The following is a 22,177-nucleotide window of genomic DNA, read 5'->3' on the forward strand; positions in this document are numbered from 1 at the left end:
ATTTCTTAACTTTTATAGGAGGAAAAAAATGATCAAAAAAAAATACATTGGTCTTTTATATTTAACACCTTGGATGATTGGGATTCTCTTTTTTGTTGTTTATCCCTTTGCCATGTCACTCTTTTACAGCTTCACAGACTATTCGATGCTAACCGAGCCGAAGTTTATTGGCTTTGACAATTACATCAAAATGTTTACTGATGATCCCATTTTTTGGTCGTCAGTCAAAGCAACCATCAAATTCGTTTTCCTAACTGTTCCTTTTAAGCTGATTTTTGCACTTTTCGTAGCCTATGTAATGAATGCTAAGCTAAAGGGAATTGGCTTTTTCAGAACAGCTTATTATATCCCTTCGATTTTAGGTGCAAATGTCGCGATTGCTGTGTTGTGGCAGTTCCTATTTAAAAATGATGGATTAGTCAACATGGTGTTAAACAGTATCGGGCTTGCTAATGTTGCTTGGTTTTCTAGTGGGACAGGTGCCATGTTGACCATTGTGTTGCTACGTGTTTGGCAGTTTGGTTCAGCTATGGTGATTTTCTTAAATGCGTTGACTGAGATGCCTCAAGATTTGTATGAAGCTGCAGCAATCGATGGTGCATCAAAATTTCGACAATTTTTCTCTGTTACTTTGCCACAATTGACACCGATTATTTTTTTTAATTTAATTTTACAATTGGTTCAAGCGTTCCAAGAATTTGATGGCCCATTTTTAATCACGGGTGGGGGACCAATGCGTAGCACGTACTTATTACCTATGTATATTTATGACAATGCCTTCAAGATTTTTAACATGGGCTATTCAAGTGCGTTGTCGTGGGTATTATTTGTGATGATTATGATCTTTACCGCAATTTTATTTAAGACTTCTAAAAATTGGGTCTTTTATGCCGATGGGAGGGGCTAACCATGCAGCAAACATTGCAGCATAAAACTGAAACAGAAAAAATGAATCGACAAGTAAAACGAAAAAAACGATTAGTTTTGTTGATCAAATATCTTATTTTGATTGCAGGCGCGCTCATCATGTTGTACCCAATTCTATGGTTATTTGGTGCTTCCTTTAAGACAAATAGTGAAATTTTTCAATCCATTTGGTTTATGCCAAAAACGTTTGATTTTACGCCTTACATTGAAGGTTGGCAAACATCGAGTCAGTACACGTTTGCTACTTATTTCTTGAATTCTTTTCTGATTGTTATCCCTAAAGTTTTCTTGACTTTGATTTCCTGTACCTTAGCAGCTTATGGCTTTGCTCGCTTTGATTTTCCTTTCAAGAAAATTTTATTTCCAATAATGATTGCTACTTTATTTTTGCCTGGAATCGTTACTCGAATTCCAATGTATATTTTTTGGCGAAATGTAAATTTGCTTGATACGTATCTACCTTTGATTACGAATTCAGCTTTTGCCTGCGATACGTTTTTCGTTTACATGCTGGTTCAATTTTTCCGCACAGTACCAAAAGAACTAGACGAAGCTGCAACGATTGATGGCTGTAATTCTTTCACAATTTTAACAAGAATCCTTGTACCCATTCTCAAACCATCATTGATTACTGCTGCTTTGTTTCAATTTATCTGGACCTTTACCGACTTTCAAGGCCCATTGATTTACATCTCTTCTGTAGAAAAATACCCAGTATCGATTGCCTTAAGGATGGCGATGGACACTACTTCAGCAGATTTCAGCTGGAATCGAACAATTGCCATGTCGATCATTGGTTTGATTCCTTCATTAGTTGTTTATTTCTCTGCTCAAAAACACTTCATCGGTGGTTCAACTGCTGGTGGTGTGAAAGGTTAAAAAAGAAAGGAAGACAAAAATGACCGTGACAATTAGCGCATTTGCAGATGAAATTAATCCCAGTATGCAACAACAAATTGCTGGGTTAATCGAACAAAAAATCAAACACATCGAGTTACGAACACTTGATGGAAAAAATGTCAGTGAGTTAACCTTTGAAGAGGCTCACCGCTATAAACAACAATTAGATACAGCAGGAATCACCGTATCCAGTATTGGTTCGCCTATTGGGAAAATAAATATCAATGACCCGTTTTCTGAACACTTAGAACTTTTTAAACATGTGCTACACCTAGCCAACATTTTTCAGAGTCCGTATGTCCGCATGTTCAGTTTCTTTATTGATCCTGCAGAAAATCCAGATGATTATCAAGAAGAAGTTGTTACTCGGTGGAAAGCCTTTATAGCCATTGCGAAAGCATATCCTGAAATCACATTGCTTCATGAGAATGAAAAAGAAATCTTTGGTGATACCCCCGAACGATGTGCCTATTTGCTCAATGAGTTAAATAATCCGCAAGTCAAGGCTGTCTTTGACCCAGCAAATTTTGTTCAATGCGACGTTGAAGCTTTTCCCGATGCATACGAATTACTGAAGCCCTCAATCGCTTACCTCCACATTAAGGACGCTCGGTTCAGTGACCACGAAGTCAGGCCAGCTGGTTTTGGAGACGGAAAACTTGAAGAAATTCTAAACGATTTAACTTCCAATGGCTACAACGGTTTTGTTTCGCTTGAACCACACCTGACTTTCTTTGAGGGTTTTGAACGTTTAGAACCAACCAATCAACAATTAACAAAAAAAGCTGACAACGCAAGAATGTTCATTCTTGCGTCAGAGTCATTAAAAAAACTACTAACAAAACTTGATGTGAGGTGGCAATGATGAAACCAATTCGAATTGCGATTATTGGTGTGGGAAATATTGGAACTGCACATGTAAATAATTTATTAGCTAATGAGCTAAAAAATGTCGTATTAACTGGTCTTTGCGATAACCAGCCAGAGAAGTTAGCTAAAATTCGTGAAAAACTTGGGGAAAGTTATCTATACTTTACACATGCTACCAATGTATTTTCATCTTCTGAAATTGATGCAGTGATTATTGCTACGCCGCATTATGACCATCCAATTTTAGCCATTGAAGCCCTAAAAGCGGGTAAACATGTCTTAATTGAAAAGCCTGTGGGTGTCTATACAAAAAAAGTACAAGAAATGTTAACAGAAGCCAAAAAACATCCAGAACTAACACTCGCACTGATGTACAATCAACGAATGAATCCACTTTATCAAAAAGCGAAAGAGCTCGTTGATTCAGGTGAAATCGGTGAGCTTCGCCGGACAAATTGGATTATCACTGATTGGTATCGTTCGCAAAGCTATTACGACTCTAGCAATTGGCGTGCTACTTGGAAAGGAGAAGGTGGTGGTGTTTTACTGAATCAAGACCCACATCAGCTTGATTTATGGCAGTGGATTTGCGGTATGCCTCAGCGGATTTGCGCATTTACTTATAATGGAAAACGCCGAAATGTCGAAGTCGAAACAGAAGTTACCGCCTATGTGGAGTATCAAAATGGAGCTACTGGTGTTTTTGTTACAACGACGACTGAAACTCCCGGAACAAATCGTTTTGAAATCGTGGGTTCCAAAGGAAAAATTGTCATTGAAGATCAGCAATTAAAATTTTGGCAAACTCGAATTGATGAAACCACTTGGAATCAAACCTATGCAGGAGGCTTTGGTGAACCAGAAGTTTGGTCTATTAAGATTCCTGTCACTTTTGATAATGAATCTGGTCATAAAAAAATCACTCAAAATTTCATCAATCACATCTTATTTCAGGAAGAACTGGTTTCTCCTGCGGAAGAGGGAATCAAAGGCCTTAGTATTTCAAACGCCATCCATCTTTCTTCATGGCTTCAAGAATGGGTTCCATTACCAATCAACGAACATTTATTTTTAGAAGAATTAACTAAAAAAATTGAGACATCAACTGAAAAACAACGAGCAGAAGTAATTTTAGACACAAAAAAAACGTATTAGAAAGAAGGAAAAACAAAATGGTTGGTGTCGGAATAATAGGCTGTGGTGCAATTGCCCAAACACATGCTAAAGTAGTTCAAACATTGGAGGACGCCCAGCTAATCGCTTGCTGTGATATAAATCAGACAATTGGTCTCACTTTTGCAGAACAATTCTCTTGTATTTTTCATCAAGATTTCAATCGACTACTAGCAATGACAGAGGTCGAATTGGTAATCATTTGTACCCCTCATGATTTACATCAGGCAATGAGTATCGCTGCACTGAACGCACAAAAACATGTTCTTTGTGAAAAGCCAATGGCAACAACACTCCAAGCAACTGAAGAATTGATTTCTATCATAGAAAAACAATCCACACTTTACCATGTTTGCTATCAAAATCGACTGAATCCAACTTATTTACTACTCAAAAAACAGCTAGCAGACAACAAATACGGTAAAGTTACTGGTATCAAATGCGAACTGGCTTGGGAAAGAACTCCGAGCTACTATCAATCAGATTGGAAAGGAACGTGGCAACGAGAAGGGGGAGGTGTGCTGATCAATCAAGCGATCCACATGATTGATGCTGTTACTTGGTTAGTTGGCACACCCGAGAAAATCAAAGGGAAAATCATGACTGCTTGTTTAGAGCAAATAATCGAAGTTGAAGATACAGCGATGGCGATTGCCCTATACCATGACGGCACACCATTCGTGATCCAAGCAACGAATAATTATACAGGTAACCCATCACCAAAACTTACCTTTGAATGTGAAAAAGGACAGATTGAACTAACAACAGAACAATTGAAGTTTAACCAACAAGTAATCTTAGAAGATCTGCCACAACATTTAACTTATGCTTCAAAAAGGTATTGGGGGCGTGGACATCAGGCAGTTATTGCTGCCTTTATCAAGGAAATCAATGGACAAACGGACGACCATATAGCAAGTCTCGCCGGAATTGATGCACTTCAATCACTAAAAATTGTTTTAGGTATTTATACTTCTAGTCGGAGGAACAAATGGATTTCGCTAAATAATTAATTTAAAAGCCCCCAAGTTGTAAAAGCTCAATACAACTTGGGGGCTTTAACTCCTATCTTTATTTTCCAGACTCACTTCTCAAAATCTTTTCCATTTTTTTACCTTTAGCTAATTCATCGACCAACTTATCGAGATAGCGAATTTCTTTCATTAAGGAATCTTCCATTTCTTCCACGCGAATGCCACAAATCATGCCAGTAATCAGTGAACGTTTGGGATTCAATAATGGTGCTTCTTCAAAAAAAGTTTCAAAAGTTGCTTCTTTAGCCAATTGGTTCTCTAATTCATCTTGTGTGTAACCTGTTAACCATAAGATAATTTGATCCACTTCTGCTTTTGTTCGCTGTTTCTTCGTCGCTTTTGTGACGTAGTGGGGGTAGACACTGGCAAAACTAGTTGTGTAAATTCGATGTTTAGGCATCTTTTTCCCTCCTGATTGAGATTAATAAAAAGATATTAATTTAAGTAATTGACAACGGTCGACTTAAAGATTGGATAGCTAAAAAAATAGAACAAGCTGATTCAATAAAAATTCAAGCAAAATATTCTGGATATCTTTCCACAACTGACTCTTGCTCGTTCAACATCATATGCAAATGTAAAATCGTTAAAAAGCGAACTTCTTCAGGATTTTTAGCAACTAGTGCGTCAAATAATTGCTGATGCTGGTTTGTGATGGTTTCCCAAGGTAACCCAGAAATCGTCACCCGTAGCCAACGAAATCGTTCTAAATGCGTATTATGGTTATCTAACCAATTCCAAACTTCTTTGCGCTCAGCAATGTCAAAACACGTTTCATGAAATAAATTATCCGCATGAAAAAATCCACGTGCATCTTGTTTTTCAATTGTTTTTTGTTGTAAGTTTAATATTTCTTGTAATCGTTGTTGTGTTTCAGGAGTTAATTTTGTACAACACTCAACCATGATTTGCTGTTCAAGTTGCTCACGTACAAAGCGTGCATTTTGCGCAGAAGCCAAATCAATTTTTGAAATATAGGTACCACTTTGAGGAATCGTATAAACAAGTTCTTGTTGACGCAATTGTATCAAAGATTCACGAATAGGGGTGCGGCCAATGTTAAGTAAGTCTTCTAAACTTTTTTCAGATATTTTGCGTCCTGGTTCTAAATCTGAAAAAATAATTCGTTTTCTAATTTCCTGGTATGCTTGATTTTGCAAGCTATCAATCATGTTCATTCCTCCAACTCCACCATCAATATCTGTTTTATTATAGCAGAAAACCACTTAAAAGTATGTTATGCAACTAGTAGCTCGTTAGTCTATTTTATAAAAAAAGCATGTAACATGTTACGCAAAATGTAACATGTTCTTTTTGTTTTCTATTCCTTTCTTAAACTAGAAAAGCCCTTACAACTTATTAAAAAAACAAGTATGCTCAAAGTGTCAAAAGGATTACTCGAGTATAAACGACAAAAAATAGATAATTGAAGGAGAATGTAAAATGCAAAAACGTGATTTTATCGATACAAATGATTTTTCAAAAGAAGAAGTAGATTACTTGATTGAATTGGGATTGAAATTGAAAGAATCAATTACTAATGGCTACTATCCTCCTTTGTTGAAAAACAAAACGTTAGGAATGATTTTTGAGCAATCTTCTACACGTACCCGTGTATCTTTTGAAACAGCTATGACGCAACTAGGTGGGCACGCACAATACCTAGCGCCTGGACAAATCCAATTAGGTGGACACGAAAGTCTGGGCGATACTTCCCGCGTCTTATCTCGCTTAGTAGATATTTTGATGGCTCGGGTAGAACGTCATGACTCAGTAGTTGAATTAGCTAAAACAGCAACGATTCCTGTAATAAACGGAATGAGCGACTATAATCACCCGACTCAAGAACTAGGTGACATCATCACCATGACAGAACATCTACCAGCCGGCAAAAAATTAAGTGACTGTAAAGTCGTTTTTGTCGGTGATGCGACACAAGTTTGCGTTTCGTTAATGTTTATTGCTACAAAAATGGGGATGGACTTTGTTCAATTTGGACCAAAAGGATTCCAAATCAAACCAGAAACATTGGCTATTGGTGAAGCAAATGCACAAATATCTGGCGGAAGCGTGTTAATTACTGAAGACGCTGATCTTGCTATGAAAGATGCAGACTTTGTTTATACAGATGTTTGGTATGGTTTGTATGAAGCGGAACTATCTGAAGAAGAACGGATGAACGTATTTTATCCAAAATATCAAGTCAATGCAGACTTAATGAAAAAAGCGGCCTCACATGCTAAATTTATGCATTGTCTACCCGCTACCCGTGGAGAAGAAGTAACTGATGAAGTATTAGATGCACCTTACTCAGTGGTACTGGACGAAGCCGAAAACAGATTAACAGCGATGCGCGCTTTGCTAGTTTACTTCTTAAATCCTTACTTAAACTATGCGAGTGAAGCAGTAGTCACAACATACAATAGTGAATTTGAACGTTTATTACGTCAAACAAAACAATACGAACGCAAAAACTAAGGCTAGAAAGGAGCAAGGATAATGGAAAAAAAGAAGTTCCGATTATTTGACGCTGTATTAATGGCAGTTGTGGTTATCCTGGTAGTAGAATCTGCTGCCCCCGCCGCAGCAATTGGCTCCTCACAATTTTTTTGGTGGGGGTTACTACTGATTTTATTCTTCTTACCTTATGGATTAATTTCTGCAGAGTTAGGTACAACTTATGAAGGCGACGGCGGAATTTATGATTGGGTAAAGAAAGCTTTTGGTCGACGTTGGGGTGGAAGAGTTGCCTGGTTTTATTGGATCAACTTTCCTATTTGGATGGCAAGCTTAGCCGTTTTGTTCCAAGAAGTCCTATCACAAATTTTTCAAATTCAGCTTCATTTATTTGTAACTATTGGAATCCAGTTGCTCTTCATTTGGGTCGTTACTTTTATTAGTTGTTATCCTGTGAGTGACAGTAAATGGATTTTGAATCTTGCCGCTTTTGCGAAAGTTGCCATCATGATTTGTTTAGGTGTTCTGGGTATCTATCATGCGGTAACGAAAGGTGTAGCAAACGATTTTTCAGGAGCAGCTTTACTTCCAAAAATGGATATTAAGAGCCTTAGCTTTCTTTCAGTTATTCTATTTAACTTTTTGGGATTCGAAGTGGTAACTACTATGGCAAGCGACATGGATAATCCGAAAAAGCAAATTCCGCAATCAATTATCTATGGTGGAATACTTATTGCATTCTTTTATCTATTTGCGGCATTTGGTATGGGCGCAGCGGTTCCTGCCGATGAATTATCTGCATCAGGCGGCTTAATCGACAGCTTTATCTTATTAGTCGGTGGCTTGAATCCGTTTGTAGTGATTATTGGCTTATTATTTATGTATACTTTAGCTGCCAATTTGATTTCATGGTCTTTAGGTGTGAATTATGTTGCTTTATACGCAGCAAAGAATAACGATATGCCTGCGATTTTTGCACGTGTAAATTCCAAAAATGAAATGCCCGTTGGTGCTTCTTTACTTAACGGAATCATTGCAACATTGCTTGTTGTCGCCGCACCAATGATCCCCAACGAAAATATTTTTTGGGCATTCTTTTCATTAAATGTCGTTGCATTATTGTTATCATATATCATGATGTTCCCAGCATTTTTAAAACTACGCAAAACAGATCCCGATACACCTCGACCATTCAAAGTTCCTGGACCAACATGGTTTCTTCGAATTCTGACTTATGTTCCATTTACTTTACTGGTCTTAACTTTAATTTTCTCAGTCGTACCACTTGATAATAGTCCAGAAGAAATTTCCGGAAAAATTCCGGTATTGATAGGTACAATTCTTGTAGCATTGATTGGTGAAATAATGATAAAACACGCAGGAAAAACGTTAGAAAAAGGAGTTCATTCCCATGAAAACAATTGATAGTACCCCAAAACAAGATGGCTTTTGGATGCCTGGCGAATTTGAAAACCATGAGGGCGTTTATATTTTATGGCCCCAACGATCAGATAATTGGCGCAATGGTGGAAAGCCAGCACAACAAACATTTGTCGAAGTAGCCAAAGCAATTGCTGCCTTCGAACCAGTAACCGTGGGAGCAAATCCTGACCAATATAATAATGCATGTCATTTACTACCGGAAGAAATCAGAGTAGTTGAAATCGCTAATGATGATGCATGGGTACGTGACTGTGGCCCAACATTTGTTAAAAGTAGTAGTGGTGAAGTCCGCGGTGTCGATTGGTCATTCAATGCCTGGGGCGGATTGGAAGATGGTCTTTATTTCCCATGGGATAAAGACGATCAAGTCGCTCAAAAAATTTGTGAAATCGAACGTAAAGATCGTTATCGGTTAGATAGTTTTGTTTTAGAAGGCGGCTCAATCCACGTCGATGGAGAGGGTACCTTATTAACAACGGAAGAGTGTCTACTTTCAAACGGACGGAATCCTCAATTATCTAAGGAACAAATTGAACATGTTTTAAAAGAACAGTTAGCCGTTGAAAAAATTATTTGGCTGAAACGTGGAATCTATCTAGATGAAACGAATGGTCACGTTGACAATATTGCTAATTTTGTTAAGCCAGGTGAAGTGGTTCTTGCTTGGACAGACGACATAGCTGATCCGCAGTATGAAATTTCTCAAGAATGCTTGAATATTTTAGAAAACGAAACAGATGCCAAAGGGCGGAAGTTGGTCGTTCATAAAATGTATGTACCAAATCCTGTTACGATTACTAAAGAAGAAAGCTTAGGTGTAGACGCTGTAGGAGGTACCTTGCCAAGAGAAGAGGGCGACCGTTTAGCTGCTAGTTATGTTAATTATTATACGGCTAATGGCGGAATCGTCTTTCCATTATTTGGTGACCCTATGGATCATGAGGCAGAAAAACTTTTAGCAAAATTATATCCAGATCGTGTAATTAGCGGGGTTCCTGCACGAGAAATCCTTTTAGGCGGAGGAAATATTCACTGTATCACTCAACAGATACCTAGTAGCCACTAAAAGATACAATGAAATGATTTAACAAGTTAAAAGGAGAGGACGGAGGATTCGCAAACAGGTTTGTTTCGAATCCTCGTTTTTTGCTATACTAATAGGAGAAGAGGAGTTGTCCAAATGAAAATCGAACACAGTACCCCGAAGCAAGATGGCTTTCGCTTGCCGGCAGAAACAGTTCCTCATGAGGAATGTTTTATGATTTGGCCGGAGAGAACTGATAATTGGCGAAATGGTGCAAAGCCAGCTCAACTTACTTATGCAGAAGTTGCACAAACTATTGCGAAATTCGAACCAGTTACAATGCTTGTATCAAAAAGACAATACAAAAATGCTCGTCATTTACTTAACGAAAACATCCGTGTTTTAGAAATGAGTTCAGATGATGCATGGATCAAGGATACAGGTCCAGTCTACGTCATGGACACGTCAGAAAATCTTCGTGCTGTAGACTTTCGATTCAATGCGTGGGGCGGATTGTTAGACGGGTTGTTTTTTCCTTGGGATCAAGATGATTTATTGGCAGAAAAAATTTGTAATTGGCAACGATTAGACTATTATTCCTTGGCAAATTTCGTACTAGAAGGTTGCTCCATTCACAGTGATGGGGAAGGAACAATTTTTACTACGGAAGAATGTCTCCTATCTGAAGGAAGGAATCCGCAATTTACTAAAACACAAATCGAAGAAATCCTTTTGGAGTATTGCGGAGCTCAAAAAATCATCTGGCTTCCACATGGCTTCTTTTTAGATGAAACAAATGGTGATATTGATAATTTGTTGAATATCGTTCGCCCCGGTGAACTCGTCCTTAATTGGTGCGATGATCCAGAAGACCCAATGTATGAAATTGTACGAGAAGCTTATATGTACTTATCAAAAGTAACAGATGCCCAGGGACGGGGACTACAAATTCATAAAATGCCTTTACCGCAAGCAATGTACATTACTGAAGAAGAAAGTCAAGGAGTAGACCCAGTAAATGGTATGCTTCCACGCTTTCCTGGAGATCGATTAACAGCTAGTTATGTTAGTTATTATACGGCAAATCAAGGCGTAATCTATCCTGTATTTGACGACCCTAATGACCAAAAAGCACATAAAATACTGAAAGACTTGTATCCTGGATATGAGGTCATCGGAGTTCCTGCACGAGAAATTCTTTTAGGTGGAGGAAATATCCACTGTATTGCTCAGGCACTACCAAAACATAGAAAGTAGGATGATTATGGATTTCTATGAAATTGTTAATTCCCATCTAGCAGAACTGACAAGAAATGAACGGGTTTTGTTTGATTATGTTATCTCAAACTTGAATGTCATCAAAAATAAAAGTATTAGAGAAGTTTCTGAAGAATGCTTTGTTTCAACCACGACTTTTTTGCGTTTCGTTAGAAAAATAGGTTTTAGTGGTTATAGTGAATTTTCAACAGTTATCAAATACACTTTATTAACAAAAAATGATGTTCCTCAACAAAGTCCATTTGTGGTTTCTCAAAGAGATTATCGGGAAGAATACTTAAAAAATTTAATTGAGTCCGTTCGTGTAATGGATAGTGATAAAATCAAAAAAATTGTTTTGGCCATGCAGGAAAAACCAAAAATCTTTTTATTCGCCAAAGGAATGAGCAAAGAAATTATGGGCTATATCAAATATCTCTATACTACAGCTGGATTTTTTGTCATCTTTCCAGAAGATCAACAAACAAGAACAATTGCTTTACAACAAGCTGAATCAAAGGATTTGGTTTTCGTTTTTAGTTATCGTGGTGAGGACAATGAGTTAATTACCTTGATTCGAAAGTTAAAAGAGCAGTCACATCCCTTGATTGTATCAATCACCGGTGCCGACAATAACCTGATGCAAAACACAAGCGATATCAATCTCTACTTATTTACAGATGAATTGTACCTTAATCAACTAAATCTTACTTCGCATATCTCGATGATTGCCTTGATGGAGCTGTTGCTTTATCAATATATCGAAGGCTGTGATCCCCAGGACTATCATCTGGTATTTCGTTGAATCAACTACCTTTAGAGCTTAGAACAACATGTTCTTCGTGTCTATAGGTAGTTTCTTTTTTGGTAAAAAGTTTCAGTTTTTTGCGATAAACAGGCTTTTTTCTGGTACAAACTGTCAATTTTCAGTCGTTCTCTTATCAAAGAATCATTTTCATGGTTCAATGAGATCACAACAATCTATGGAAATGAAATTTCAATTAAAAGGGTGAACAATATGAAGTTAGCGATAATTGGCTCTGGCAAAATTGTACAAGACTTTTTAACAATTACAAAAGACTTACCTCAAATCGAATTAGAAGCAATCGTCGGAACAAAAAGAAGTAAAGAGACATTAGAAGAACTACAAAAAAAATATGGAATCAAAAACTGTTTTACTGACTATGAACAATGTTTAAGGGAAGATACGTTTGATACTGTTTATGTTGCTGTCCCCAATCACTTACATTTTTCTTTTACAAAAAAAGCATTGTTAGCTGGGAAAAATGTCATTTGTGAAAAACCATTTACTACTGATTATCAACAATTTTTAGAATTAAAACACTTAGCAGAAAGCAAACAAAAAATCTTGCTTGAAGCAATTACAAACCAATACTTAGAAAATTATTTAGAAATCAAGAGACAACTGTCTTCCTTAGGAGAGATAAAGCTAATTGAATGCAACTATTCTCAATATTCTTCACGATATGATGCGTTTAAAAACGGAGAGATTGCGCCTGCTTTCGATGCTCAAAAAGGTGGAGGAGCATTGATGGATCTTAACATTTACAATGTCCACTTTGTTGTAGGACTATTAGGAAAACCATTAGAAGTCTATTATTTTCCACATATGGAAAAAGAGGTTGATACTTCTGGCATTTTAGTGTTGCAATATAAGGAATATCAAGCAGTTTGTATCGCGGCTAAGAATTCTGATGCACCAGTTCGCTCAGTTATTCAAGGTGAAAATAGGTCGATTGTAGTTGACAGTCCTGCCAATGTTCTAACTTCCTTTGATATCTATCAACAAAATCAACTCTTAGAAACTATTTCTGCGAATAGTCACGCACATAGAATGTATCAAGAATTTGCAATGTTTGATCAGATGATTCAAAGTAAAGATTTTTTTGCCATGCAAAAACAATTAAAGCATAGTGAAACTGTCATGTGGGTGATTGACCAGGCAAAATTATCAACGAAATCAAGAAATTAATTCCTCACATCAAATTTTTAAAAAAACTGCAAACAAAACTATCTGTCTCTAAAACAGTTTTACATTTCTACTTGTTTCAAAGACAGATAGCTTTCTGCTTAGTCCAGCTGCTTAATATTACATTTCTGGTGCTAGATTGTTTAAATACATATCCCACAACCAATTAAACAACTCACTTAAATAATTTGATTCATCTGTTAATTCGACGATAAAGCATGGTTTCGTCGTACTCGGCAAAATTTCTGAAAAGCTAGTGATAAACAAATCGATTTCTGAATGGTCAGTTACTGATAGTTCATAGTCAACAAATTGCAATTGTGATAAAAACAAAACAATATTCTGTAATATTTTTTGATTAATCATAGGAATGATTGCAACTTTCACTCGTCTATCTTTGATTTTTTTCTGGAAGTAAGGATAGAGGATAAAACTTAAATCTTCAAGTAATTCTTTTTTACGATCTTTAAAAATAAAAAAGGACGTTTTTTGAAAATATTGCTCAAAATAATGACCTAAAATCTCTATTAACTTTTGATACCCCGGTGTTTCTGAATGACTAGAAACGCCATCAAACCCATAGAATTTGGGTAGTTTTCCCCCATTAGTATAGTGAGAAAATAGCGTAGAAAATAGATTTGCACGGATAAGCAGTTCTTCTTCTTCAGTCAGATTTTCAGGTAAGATTTTTTTTGAATAAAATGAATTAAATTCTATCAAAAACCTGTGAAATTGCTGTTCTCTCTTTTCTAAATTTTGATAAAAATCAACTAAAATAGTTAAGCGAGAATCAACCGGTGATGCATAGTAGAACGAAAAAACAAATACATATTTCAAAAAATTAATGTGATAAATAATCTGATAGGGATCCTTAATAAACTGAGAAAAATATTGTTGTAAAACGGGATTAGCGTCAAAATAAATCAATTCATTTCCTTCAAATTCATCCAATTCATACCCTTGTAAACTTCGAATTTTCATAATCGTTAACATTAATCGGATTGCTTTTGGATGAACATGAGAAAAGTTAAAAAAATCAAAGTCTTTTAAAAGTTCTTTTTCATTATAATATGGTAAATCAAGTTCTTCGTTTGTGAGCACATCATCTCCAGTGGAGCCTAACCAAATCACATAAAAAAAAAGCAGTTGAATGTTGCTTTCTTCTCCAAAAATTTTCATTTTAGAAAAGTTAAGTTTTACATTCAAATCATCTAAGCACACTTTAGTCGTTTGTAATGCTCTGATTGCAGTCGAGCGACTGATATAGTTTTCTTCTAAAAAATCTTCAATCGTTTGTTCTGGTCTTGTCAATATAGAAAGTAAAAATTGATAGGGTAGAGAACACTTAATCAAAAACTGTAAATATATATTGTAATTATAGCCTTTAGTGTGCCAATTAACTCGTCCGCTCTCATCCCAAACACTCTTATCAAAGAGCGTAATCATGTCACGATCAAATGACTGGATCAACGATTGAGTGGCTGGAAAAGATAGTTTGAATTCTTTAGCTAAATAGGAAATGGAACAAGAAGCATTCTGTGAATTAAGGATCTGAAAAACTGCTAACTTTCGCCTGTCATAATCATTAAGAACCACAAATTCAAACATAATGAACTCTCTCCTTCTTTATTTTTGACCAGATTTCTTACATAATCCATCAACTTTCTGACAAAAAAATTAAACTATATCGTTTTTTATAACAAAAAACATTTTAAATATTAATTATATTTTAATACAAATAAAGGATTTACAGAAATATTACGCACTTTTAATCCATAAATTTTTACCTTATCAAAATATAACTCATACTAACTATGTGTTATGCGATCATCATTACATCACACCATTATCATAGTTTGTGAATATTTTATAAATCAAAAAACAAAATGTGTTACATTTTTGAAAAAATAACATATAAAAAACGACCATCCCCTTTAAACCGCATATTGTTAACTTTTGCTATAACATAATTCCGTTGCTAAACTTCAAATTGTAGAGGGAACATTTTTCATGTTTGTGAATTTGGAGGGAGGGGAGTCGGAATGAATCGTAAAGTAAAACTAGTTAGCTTCTTATGGATTGGTGTTTTGTTGCTAAGTATTTTTAGTCAGTTGTTAGGGATTTCTAGTTTAATTCATGCAGAAGAGACCACCGAATTTCGAGAAATTGCAACCAGTCAACAGTTGAAACTTGAAGGGAAAGATTCAATTGCCACAGAAGATGGCTCAGAAGGTATCAAGAACTGGACCCTGAGATATCATAAACAAGTAAGTGAAGAAACGCAAACAACTTTACAACTAAAAGTTACCGCTGAAGATCAGCCAATTAAACAAGTAACGCAAACAGATTTTATAGAAATTGAAAATGGCTGGATTGAGGAAGTTCATGATGCCGAAATGAATACAATCGAATTTCAAACAGCTATTGAACAATCAGCTATCCAAATTCAAATAAAATTATTAGATGAGCAAGGAAAAATTTTAGAAGAAACAGCTCAAGCAATTGAGTTCCAATCAAGCATTGATCCCTCTATAAATGGTCAACAAACGAATGAATCTACTGATGAACAGGAAGAAATTAAGAAAGAAAATGATACAACTGTTCAAGAAAATACGTTAGGCACGGATGGCTCAGAACAAGCGAAGGAATCTGAGGAAGATAAAACTTCAGAAAAAGAGCAAACAGCAGATACTGAAGCTGCTCAACCTTCTGATGAAAAGGCACTTCCATTGATTACTGCAGCACCATTTGCTATGACACCTTTAGCAGGAAGTCCGGTCAATGTCGATCCATTTAATTACGTTAATGATGCGTTAGGAACGTATCCAGAACACTCGACAAATAATTACACGACCAATGACTCTTCCACATTTATCAAGAACTATGATTTTAGTACAGAGAAAACAGAGGGGACTTCATCAATAAATAATATCATTGATAGCAATCCGCTGAACTTTACTAATGGTTATCATGATTATGGTGATGGAGCAATTAAAAAAATTGTTATTCCAACTAGTAACCCAAATCAATTTAAAGTCCAATTAGATGTAATTGGGGATGCACTGGAAACAAATCAACCGATTGATATCTCTTTAGTATTAGATAAGTCGAGCTCAATGGTTCAAGAAACTGTTCCTGAAGGGATGACTCGTTGGGTCGCCTTACAAGACGCAGTGACTACATTTGCAAATGATTTGCTTGGACCCGGCAATGATGGAAATATTCGTTTAGGACTAGCAGCATTTGGTTCTACACGTATGCAAATCAACAATAATTCAGTCGATGTTCCATATGGAGAAATTGGGAAATTTGGTTCTAGTGGTTTCACAACAAGTCCATCAGCAATTACCAGTCACACAATCTATACTGCGACACCTGATACTTCTGGTACACCAACTTACCTTGGTCTTGATGCAGGTTATGCCATGCTAACAAATCCAAGTTATGGAACTAGGAGTGAAGCAGCAAAAGTCCTAATCGTTTTAACTGATGGTGAACCTACTTTTTCACCAAATCAAAATTATTTGAATCTGACAAATAACCTACTCAGTTTGAATCAAACAAATCTAGGCAATTCTGAACGCTACTATGCACGAATGAACAATACGAATTACTACAACGGAAACGGAACATCGTCAACTGGACATGTTACACCAACAGTTGATTATGTTAATCAAAGAGCTACGCATCCAGCAAATCAAAATATCATAAAATACTCAATTGGTTTTGCTACAGGTGAGACTGCTGAAAGTGTCTTAACAGCCATTGGGAAAAATGGTTATTTCACCGCAAATAATCGTGAACAGCTGATTCAGGTTTTAAAAACATTGAGTACTACTTTCTCAGCTACGCTCCAACAAGCAACGGTTACAGATCCAATGAGTGACTATGTCAATTTGATTGGTGATGTAAGTTCTTTTGCCTTGAAAGTTGATAATGGGTTGACTGTTATTCCATCTACAAGTGGTAGTTATCCATCATTTGCACAACAAGTCCAAGTTGCCATCAATGGAAGTACGATCAACTTATCAAATATGAATCTAGGAAAGACAGAGACTGGACGAGAAGGTTATCGAATCGAATACCTGGTTGAAGTAAAAGAAGCCTATCGCGATGGCCTGTTTTATCCGGCGAATAAGACAACCTATGTAACAAATAATCGAACAACAACGCCAGATTATCTTCATTTCGCAATTCCATCTGTAAAAGTTCCAGTAACCACATTTGATATCCAGGCGAAAAAAATCTGGGAAGATGAATCTAATCAATGGAATTTACGTGAAGACATCACCTTACAATTACAAGAAAAAAATCAAGATGGTAACTGGGTAGATGTCCCAAACCAACACTTATCGGTACCAAAAGGAGCTACGTCGACAGAAGGAATATTCACTGATGTGGTCGCACTTAGAAATGGTCAACTTATCGAATACCGTATCATCGAAAAAGTCGGCGAAGCAAATCACGTCACTGGGTACAGCGCACCGACATACGCACCAGCATCAACTACAAAAGAAACAAATCAGACATTAACCGTTACAAATACTTTGCTGAAAAAAGGAATCAGTTTTATCAAAGTCGGTGAGGATCATGAAACACCACTTGCGGGGGCAAAATTTGGTATTTATCAGAAGTCTGCGCCAACTGTTCTTCTTGCTGAGGCAACTTCTAATGATTCCGGGTTAGTTCAATTTCCAGCATATCCGATTGGTGAGTATATCATTCGTGAATTAGCTGCACCTGAGGGATATCAAGAAATTGAAGAATTTACGATTTTGGTAAAACAAGAATCTGATTTAAGTTTAAGCGTCACTGGATTCCCTGAAAACAATCAAATCAGTAACCAACTCGTTCCATTTTTACTTGAATTTAAGAAAACAAATGAAACTGGAACACCACTTTTAGGTGCAACTTTCACATTGGAAGGTGAAAATCTATTAGAACCAATTGAAGCAACTTCAGATTTACATGGAGTTGTCCAATTTAGCCAAGGGTTACAACCAGGTGAGTATCTCTTGAAAGAAACGAATGTACCACTTGGATATGAAAACAATCAGGGACCTTGGAAAGTAGTTATTGGTTCAGATAAAGTGATTCAAATTTTTGATAAGGATGAAACACTTCTCTACTCAGAACCCGCTACTTTTGATGAAACTCAAAACCGCTTTATTATTACCGGTTTGACACTGACTAACCGCTTAAAAGACTTTACTTTAGAACTAGAGAAAAAAGATCAAGATGGTCGATTGCTAAATGGTGCAGAGTTCACGCTTACTGGACCAGATAACTATAGTGAAACGATTAAACAAACAGATAGTTCCACATTTATCTTTACTGGCTTACGACCAGGAGAATACAGCCTAGAAGAAACCTTTACCCCAAGTGGTTTTATCGGCTTAACTCAACCAGTTGTGATTGTTATTAGTGATACAGGAAAAGTGACTATTGATGGAGAAGAACAGACAGACGTTCTCACTGTATCAGGTAATATCATCCAATTAGAAGTGACAAACCATGCAAAACAGCCACTTCCAGAAACTGGTGGAATGACAATTATTCCGTATTTAGCACTCGGTAGCACGTTGATGTTGAGTTTTTACATTTATTTAAGAAGAAGAGGGGGTAGAGCATGATGAAACAACTACTTTCCCGATTAAGCATTGTCCTAGTTTCACTTCTCTCTGTCTTCATGATGGCGCAAATTAATTCAACCGAAGTTCATGCAGAAACTGAGGCTTCTTCAACAATCACGTTACACATTCACAAACTGTTGTTTGACCATGAAGCAGATATTGACGAACAACACAATGATGGTGAAACAAATCCTTTTGAAGAACCGATTGGACTCCAGAACTTTGAAGGTTTAAATGATGTTGAATTTACTGTTTATGAAGTAACAGATATGTATTATGAACAATTAGCAGCCTCAGATTTTGAAAATCAATCAATTGAAGAATTTCGAGCAGCATTTCTTAAACACATGCAAACGGCGGATGTTGAAGCATTGACCAAATACGTTGGTGTTACCCAAACACAGGGAAATGAAAAGGGGATTGCTTCCTTTGAACTTCCTGCTAAAAAAGGGGATAAGGATAGTGTTTTCTTCATCAAAGAAACGAATCATCCACCAACTGTCAATTCTATCACTCGCCCCATGTTAGTTGTTTTACCAGTATTTGATAATAATGGGAATGAATTACAAACCATTCGAATTTTCCCAAAAAGTCGAGCAACCAGAACAATTCCACCAACACTAACGAAAAAAATCAATGGTGAGAAAATCGACTTTGAATTTGGTGAACCAATCGACTATCAGTCAACACTGACCGTTCCATCAGATATTGCTAATTACGAAAGTTTTGTTGTGACTGATATACCGGATGACTCTTTGATGCTAATTCAAAAAGCAACTGCCGAAGAAACAGTCTCAATTTCGCTTAGTCAACCTGAAACGCGTCCATTTTATACATTCACTTCGATTTCAGAGCGCGGATTCACTGTCGCATTTGATCCAAAGGTTTTAGCAGACCATGTTGGTGAAAAAATCACTTTTTCTTATCAAATGTTGATCCAAGAAAATAATTTAAATCAGTCTGATTTCTTGAATCGAATCTCACTAATAGTTGATGGTGAGAAAAAAATTGAAGTAACGACAACCGTCGAAACAGGAGGGAAATACTTTGTAAAAGTTGATGCAATAGATGAATCAAAAAAATTAACGGGTGCAGAGTTTGTCGTACTAAATGATAAAGGAGAATATTTAGCACGTGCAGATGGAAAAAACATCTGGATTGATGCAACGAAAGTACCAACTTCTTATGAAAATCTAGTGAAATTAGTCTCTGACACAAACGGTCTGTTTTGGATCAATGGATTACGTTATGGCAACTACCAACTATTAGAAATCAAAGCCCCAGAAGGTTACCTTCTAAATAAAGAAAAAGTGCCATTTGTTGTTGCAAAAGGAACGTTTACACAACAAGAAAATCAAACTTTAAAAATTGTAAATCAACAGGAAACAGTCAAAAAAGGTATACCAGCTACGCCCGTTGTTCCAACGGCTTCAATTGCTACACCAAGCAAATTTGGAAAAGATTTACCTAAAACGGCAGATCAATTCAATAATTATCTATTAGCAGCTGGTTTACTCATGATAGCAAGTGCAGGTTATTTGTTGGTCAAGCAACACAATCATGGAGTGAAAAAAAAGAATGGGAGTGAGGAAAATGAATAAGCAAAAGAAAGTATTTACCTGGGTTCTTTCACTTTTACTAATGTTACCGTTGTTTTTAGGGTTGGGAAGTGCTGTTTATGCCGTTGAAGAAGGCGACACTGAAACAGAGCAAACTGTTACACTACACAAACTTGCTTTTGATACGCTACCCGAGTCAATTCAAAATACTGGTGATGAGATGACTTGGCCAAATTCGACACCATTAAGTGGTGCAGGTTTTACAGCATATGATGTAACGAGCATTTACTGGGCTGCTTATGATGGCGCAAGTGGTACACATGAAGAACGAGTCACTGAAGCTACCGATGCTGCAATTGCAGCAGATACTACTGGGTTAGCATCTCATGAATTTGCACTAACTGACTCAAGCGGTATTTCTTCACTCGCCTTACCAACACAATCAGGTGGACGAAATGCTGTTTATCTATTTAAAGAAACGACTACTCCCGCTGGTGCGATTGCTGAGAAATCAGTGCCATTCGTGGTCGGATTACCCGTAACTGATGAAGGTGGAAACAATCGTCCGGTTGTTCATCTTTATCCAAAAAATGAATACAAAACCTCAGACCTAACATTCAAAAAATATGGTGTAGGACTAGATGCTGAGGGAAATCAAGCAAATCCAGTCGCATTAAAAGACGCTGGGTTCATTCTAAAAGATCAAGCATCAGGAATGTATTACCAAGCAAGCACAGGCAAATTTGATGGAACAGTTGATGCAGCAACAATTCTTTTCTCGGATGCATCTGGCCAAGTTACTGTTGAAGATTTGATTTTAGCTGATGGCGGTATTTATGAATTTTATGAAGTAGACACACCGGTTGCAACAAGTCAACTTCAAACAGGAGCAGAAATTTATCACTATTTGAATAATCCAGTTGTTACAGCCTTTGCAACTCGTAATGCAAGTGATGGTTCAATGGCGATCAAATACTCACATTACAACGAACTCCAAGTGCTATTAACTGATAAAGAAAATGCATCTGCATACAACTACAAAGTTCCTGAACCTAAAAAAGAAGCAGATGATGTAGATGTAGATGTGGATCAAATCGTCACCTTTACAATCACACAACAAATTCCTAAAGATGTAGCGCAATTTACGAAATTCGATTTAGTTGATACGTATCATTCATCACTGGAACTTGTTTCTACAGCAGATGAAATTCTTTCAAGTATCAAAATTGATGGCGCAGCCACTGGAGATGTGACCGCAACTATTGCTGACATTACAGCTAACCCATTTATTGTTAGCTTCACACCAGCTGAGTTAGCAAACCATGCAGGTAAAATATTAACTTTTGAAGTTCAAATGAAAATCAAACCAGGCGCTCCACTAGCAACAGCAATCGACAACCAAATCAAGTTTGACAATAATTTTATTCCAAAAACAGCTCAGGAAGAAGTAAAGACTTTTGGTAAGAAATTTGTCAAAAAAGATGCGGATACAAAACAAACACTTGCTGGAGCAGAATTTGTAGTTAAGCGCGGTGAGGCCTTCTTAAAAATGACAGACGGAAAAGTTAGTTGGGTTGCTACACAAGGAGATGCAACAGTTTTTCAATCAAATGACCAAGGCGTAATTGAAGTTTTCGGTATTGCTAAAACAGATGAACTTGGTGCTGATATCGTTTATCAATTGGTGGAAATAAAAGCTCCTGATGGTTATGTTTTACCAAATACACCAACAAACTTTGTCGCAGATAATGGAAAAGTTGAACTCGTGGTAGTGAATAAGACAAAAGGTAAGTTACCAATTACCGGTGGTATGGGGATTACTGTTTTCCTAGCTGCTGGACTAACAGCTGTCCTATCTGCTGGTTATTATTTTAAAAAACGAAAATCAGAATAATAAGATGTAGCTGTAA

At 36.6% G+C, this 22,177-nt stretch carries 17 protein-coding genes; 14 read left to right on the top strand and 3 right to left on the bottom strand.

Features of this window, described 5'->3' with window-relative positions:
* The first annotated feature begins 31 nt into the window (after positions 1–31).
* From RV17_RS01975 to RV17_RS01995, 5 genes are read left to right on the top strand one after another with little or no spacing between them, the layout of a single operon-like run.
* Positions 32–907 (top strand): carbohydrate ABC transporter permease, encoded by an 876-nt coding sequence (locus RV17_RS01975; RefSeq protein WP_071868431.1) that lies wholly within the window; start codon positions 32–34, stop codon positions 905–907.
* A gap of 2 nt (positions 908–909) precedes the next feature.
* Positions 910–1,806, top strand: coding sequence for a carbohydrate ABC transporter permease (locus RV17_RS01980; RefSeq protein ID WP_071868364.1), 897 nt, complete (start codon positions 910–912; stop codon positions 1,804–1,806).
* A 19-nt stretch (positions 1,807–1,825) separates the two neighbouring features.
* On the top strand, positions 1,826–2,692 hold the full coding sequence (locus RV17_RS01985; RefSeq protein ID WP_071868365.1) for a sugar phosphate isomerase/epimerase family protein: 867 nt from the start codon (positions 1,826–1,828) through the stop codon (positions 2,690–2,692).
* Positions 2,692–3,852 carry a Gfo/Idh/MocA family protein gene (locus tag RV17_RS01990; RefSeq protein ID WP_071868366.1) on the top strand — a complete coding sequence of 387 codons (1,161 nt, stop codon included), beginning with the start codon at positions 2,692–2,694 and terminating at the stop codon, positions 3,850–3,852. The genes RV17_RS01985 and RV17_RS01990 overlap by 1 nt, the downstream gene beginning before the upstream one ends.
* Positions 3,853–3,869: 17 nt before the next feature.
* Positions 3,870–4,883, top strand: coding sequence for a Gfo/Idh/MocA family protein (locus RV17_RS01995; RefSeq protein ID WP_071868367.1), 1,014 nt, complete (start codon positions 3,870–3,872; stop codon positions 4,881–4,883).
* A 58-nt stretch (positions 4,884–4,941) separates the two neighbouring features.
* Here the strand turns inward: RV17_RS01995 and RV17_RS02000 are convergent, their stop codons facing one another.
* On the bottom strand, positions 4,942–5,304 hold the full coding sequence (locus tag RV17_RS02000) for a DUF2200 domain-containing protein (protein ID WP_067482008.1): 363 nt from the start codon (positions 5,302–5,304) through the stop codon (positions 4,942–4,944).
* Positions 5,305–5,416: 112 nt separating this feature from the next.
* Positions 5,417–6,076, bottom strand: coding sequence for a GntR family transcriptional regulator (locus RV17_RS02005; protein WP_067482010.1), 660 nt, complete (start codon positions 6,074–6,076; stop codon positions 5,417–5,419).
* 271 nt (positions 6,077–6,347) lie between these two features.
* Here RV17_RS02005 and ptcA point away from each other — a divergent pair, with 271 nt between their 5' ends.
* The 6 genes from ptcA to RV17_RS02035 all read left to right on the top strand — a co-directional run bounded on the left by ptcA (position 6,348) and on the right by RV17_RS02035 (position 13,078).
* Positions 6,348–7,382 carry a putrescine carbamoyltransferase gene (gene ptcA, locus RV17_RS02010; RefSeq protein WP_071868368.1) on the top strand — a complete coding sequence of 345 codons (1,035 nt, stop codon included), beginning with the start codon at positions 6,348–6,350 and terminating at the stop codon, positions 7,380–7,382.
* Between the two features lie 18 nt (positions 7,383–7,400).
* Complete coding sequence (locus RV17_RS02015; protein WP_071868369.1) at positions 7,401–8,786, top strand: APC family permease; 1,386 nt, start codon at positions 7,401–7,403, stop codon at positions 8,784–8,786.
* Positions 8,773–9,870 carry an agmatine deiminase gene (aguA, locus tag RV17_RS02020; RefSeq protein WP_071868370.1) on the top strand — a complete coding sequence of 366 codons (1,098 nt, stop codon included), beginning with the start codon at positions 8,773–8,775 and terminating at the stop codon, positions 9,868–9,870. The genes RV17_RS02015 and aguA (RV17_RS02020) overlap by 14 nt, the downstream gene beginning before the upstream one ends.
* Positions 9,871–9,984: 114 nt before the next feature.
* Positions 9,985–11,085 (top strand): agmatine deiminase, encoded by a 1,101-nt coding sequence (gene aguA / locus RV17_RS02025; RefSeq protein WP_071868371.1) that lies wholly within the window; start codon positions 9,985–9,987, stop codon positions 11,083–11,085.
* 7 nt (positions 11,086–11,092) lie between these two features.
* The gene (locus tag RV17_RS02030; RefSeq protein ID WP_071868372.1) at positions 11,093–11,890 is read left to right on the top strand and encodes a MurR/RpiR family transcriptional regulator; all 798 of its coding nucleotides are present in this window, start codon (positions 11,093–11,095) and stop codon (positions 11,888–11,890) included.
* A gap of 213 nt (positions 11,891–12,103) precedes the next feature.
* A complete protein-coding gene (locus RV17_RS02035) occupies positions 12,104–13,078 on the top strand; it encodes a Gfo/Idh/MocA family protein (protein ID WP_071868373.1) in 975 nt (324 codons plus the stop codon).
* A 117-nt stretch (positions 13,079–13,195) separates the two neighbouring features.
* Here the strand turns inward: RV17_RS02035 and RV17_RS02040 are convergent, their stop codons facing one another.
* Positions 13,196–14,683 carry a helix-turn-helix domain-containing protein gene (locus RV17_RS02040; RefSeq protein WP_071868374.1) on the bottom strand — a complete coding sequence of 496 codons (1,488 nt, stop codon included), beginning with the start codon at positions 14,681–14,683 and terminating at the stop codon, positions 13,196–13,198.
* Between the two features lie 434 nt (positions 14,684–15,117).
* Between RV17_RS02040 and RV17_RS02045 the strand changes: the two genes are divergently transcribed.
* Genes RV17_RS02045 through RV17_RS02055 form a run of 3 tightly spaced genes read left to right on the top strand, consistent with a single transcriptional unit; the run spans position 15,118 to position 22,161 of the window.
* On the top strand, positions 15,118–18,708 hold the full coding sequence (locus tag RV17_RS02045) for a SpaA isopeptide-forming pilin-related protein (RefSeq protein ID WP_071868375.1): 3,591 nt from the start codon (positions 15,118–15,120) through the stop codon (positions 18,706–18,708).
* Positions 18,705–20,309 (top strand): SpaH/EbpB family LPXTG-anchored major pilin, encoded by a 1,605-nt coding sequence (locus RV17_RS02050; RefSeq protein ID WP_071868376.1) that lies wholly within the window; start codon positions 18,705–18,707, stop codon positions 20,307–20,309. Before RV17_RS02045 ends, RV17_RS02050 begins: the two co-directional genes overlap by 4 nt.
* Positions 20,302–22,161: a SpaH/EbpB family LPXTG-anchored major pilin gene (locus RV17_RS02055; protein WP_067482031.1), complete on the top strand. Its 1,860-nt coding sequence runs from the start codon at positions 20,302–20,304 to the stop codon at positions 22,159–22,161. The genes RV17_RS02050 and RV17_RS02055 overlap by 8 nt, the downstream gene beginning before the upstream one ends.
* Positions 22,162–22,177 lie beyond the last annotated feature (16 nt).

It is taken from the genome of Enterococcus thailandicus, from assembly GCF_001886265.1.
GTDB lineage: Bacteria > Bacillota > Bacilli > Lactobacillales > Enterococcaceae > Enterococcus_B > Enterococcus_B thailandicus.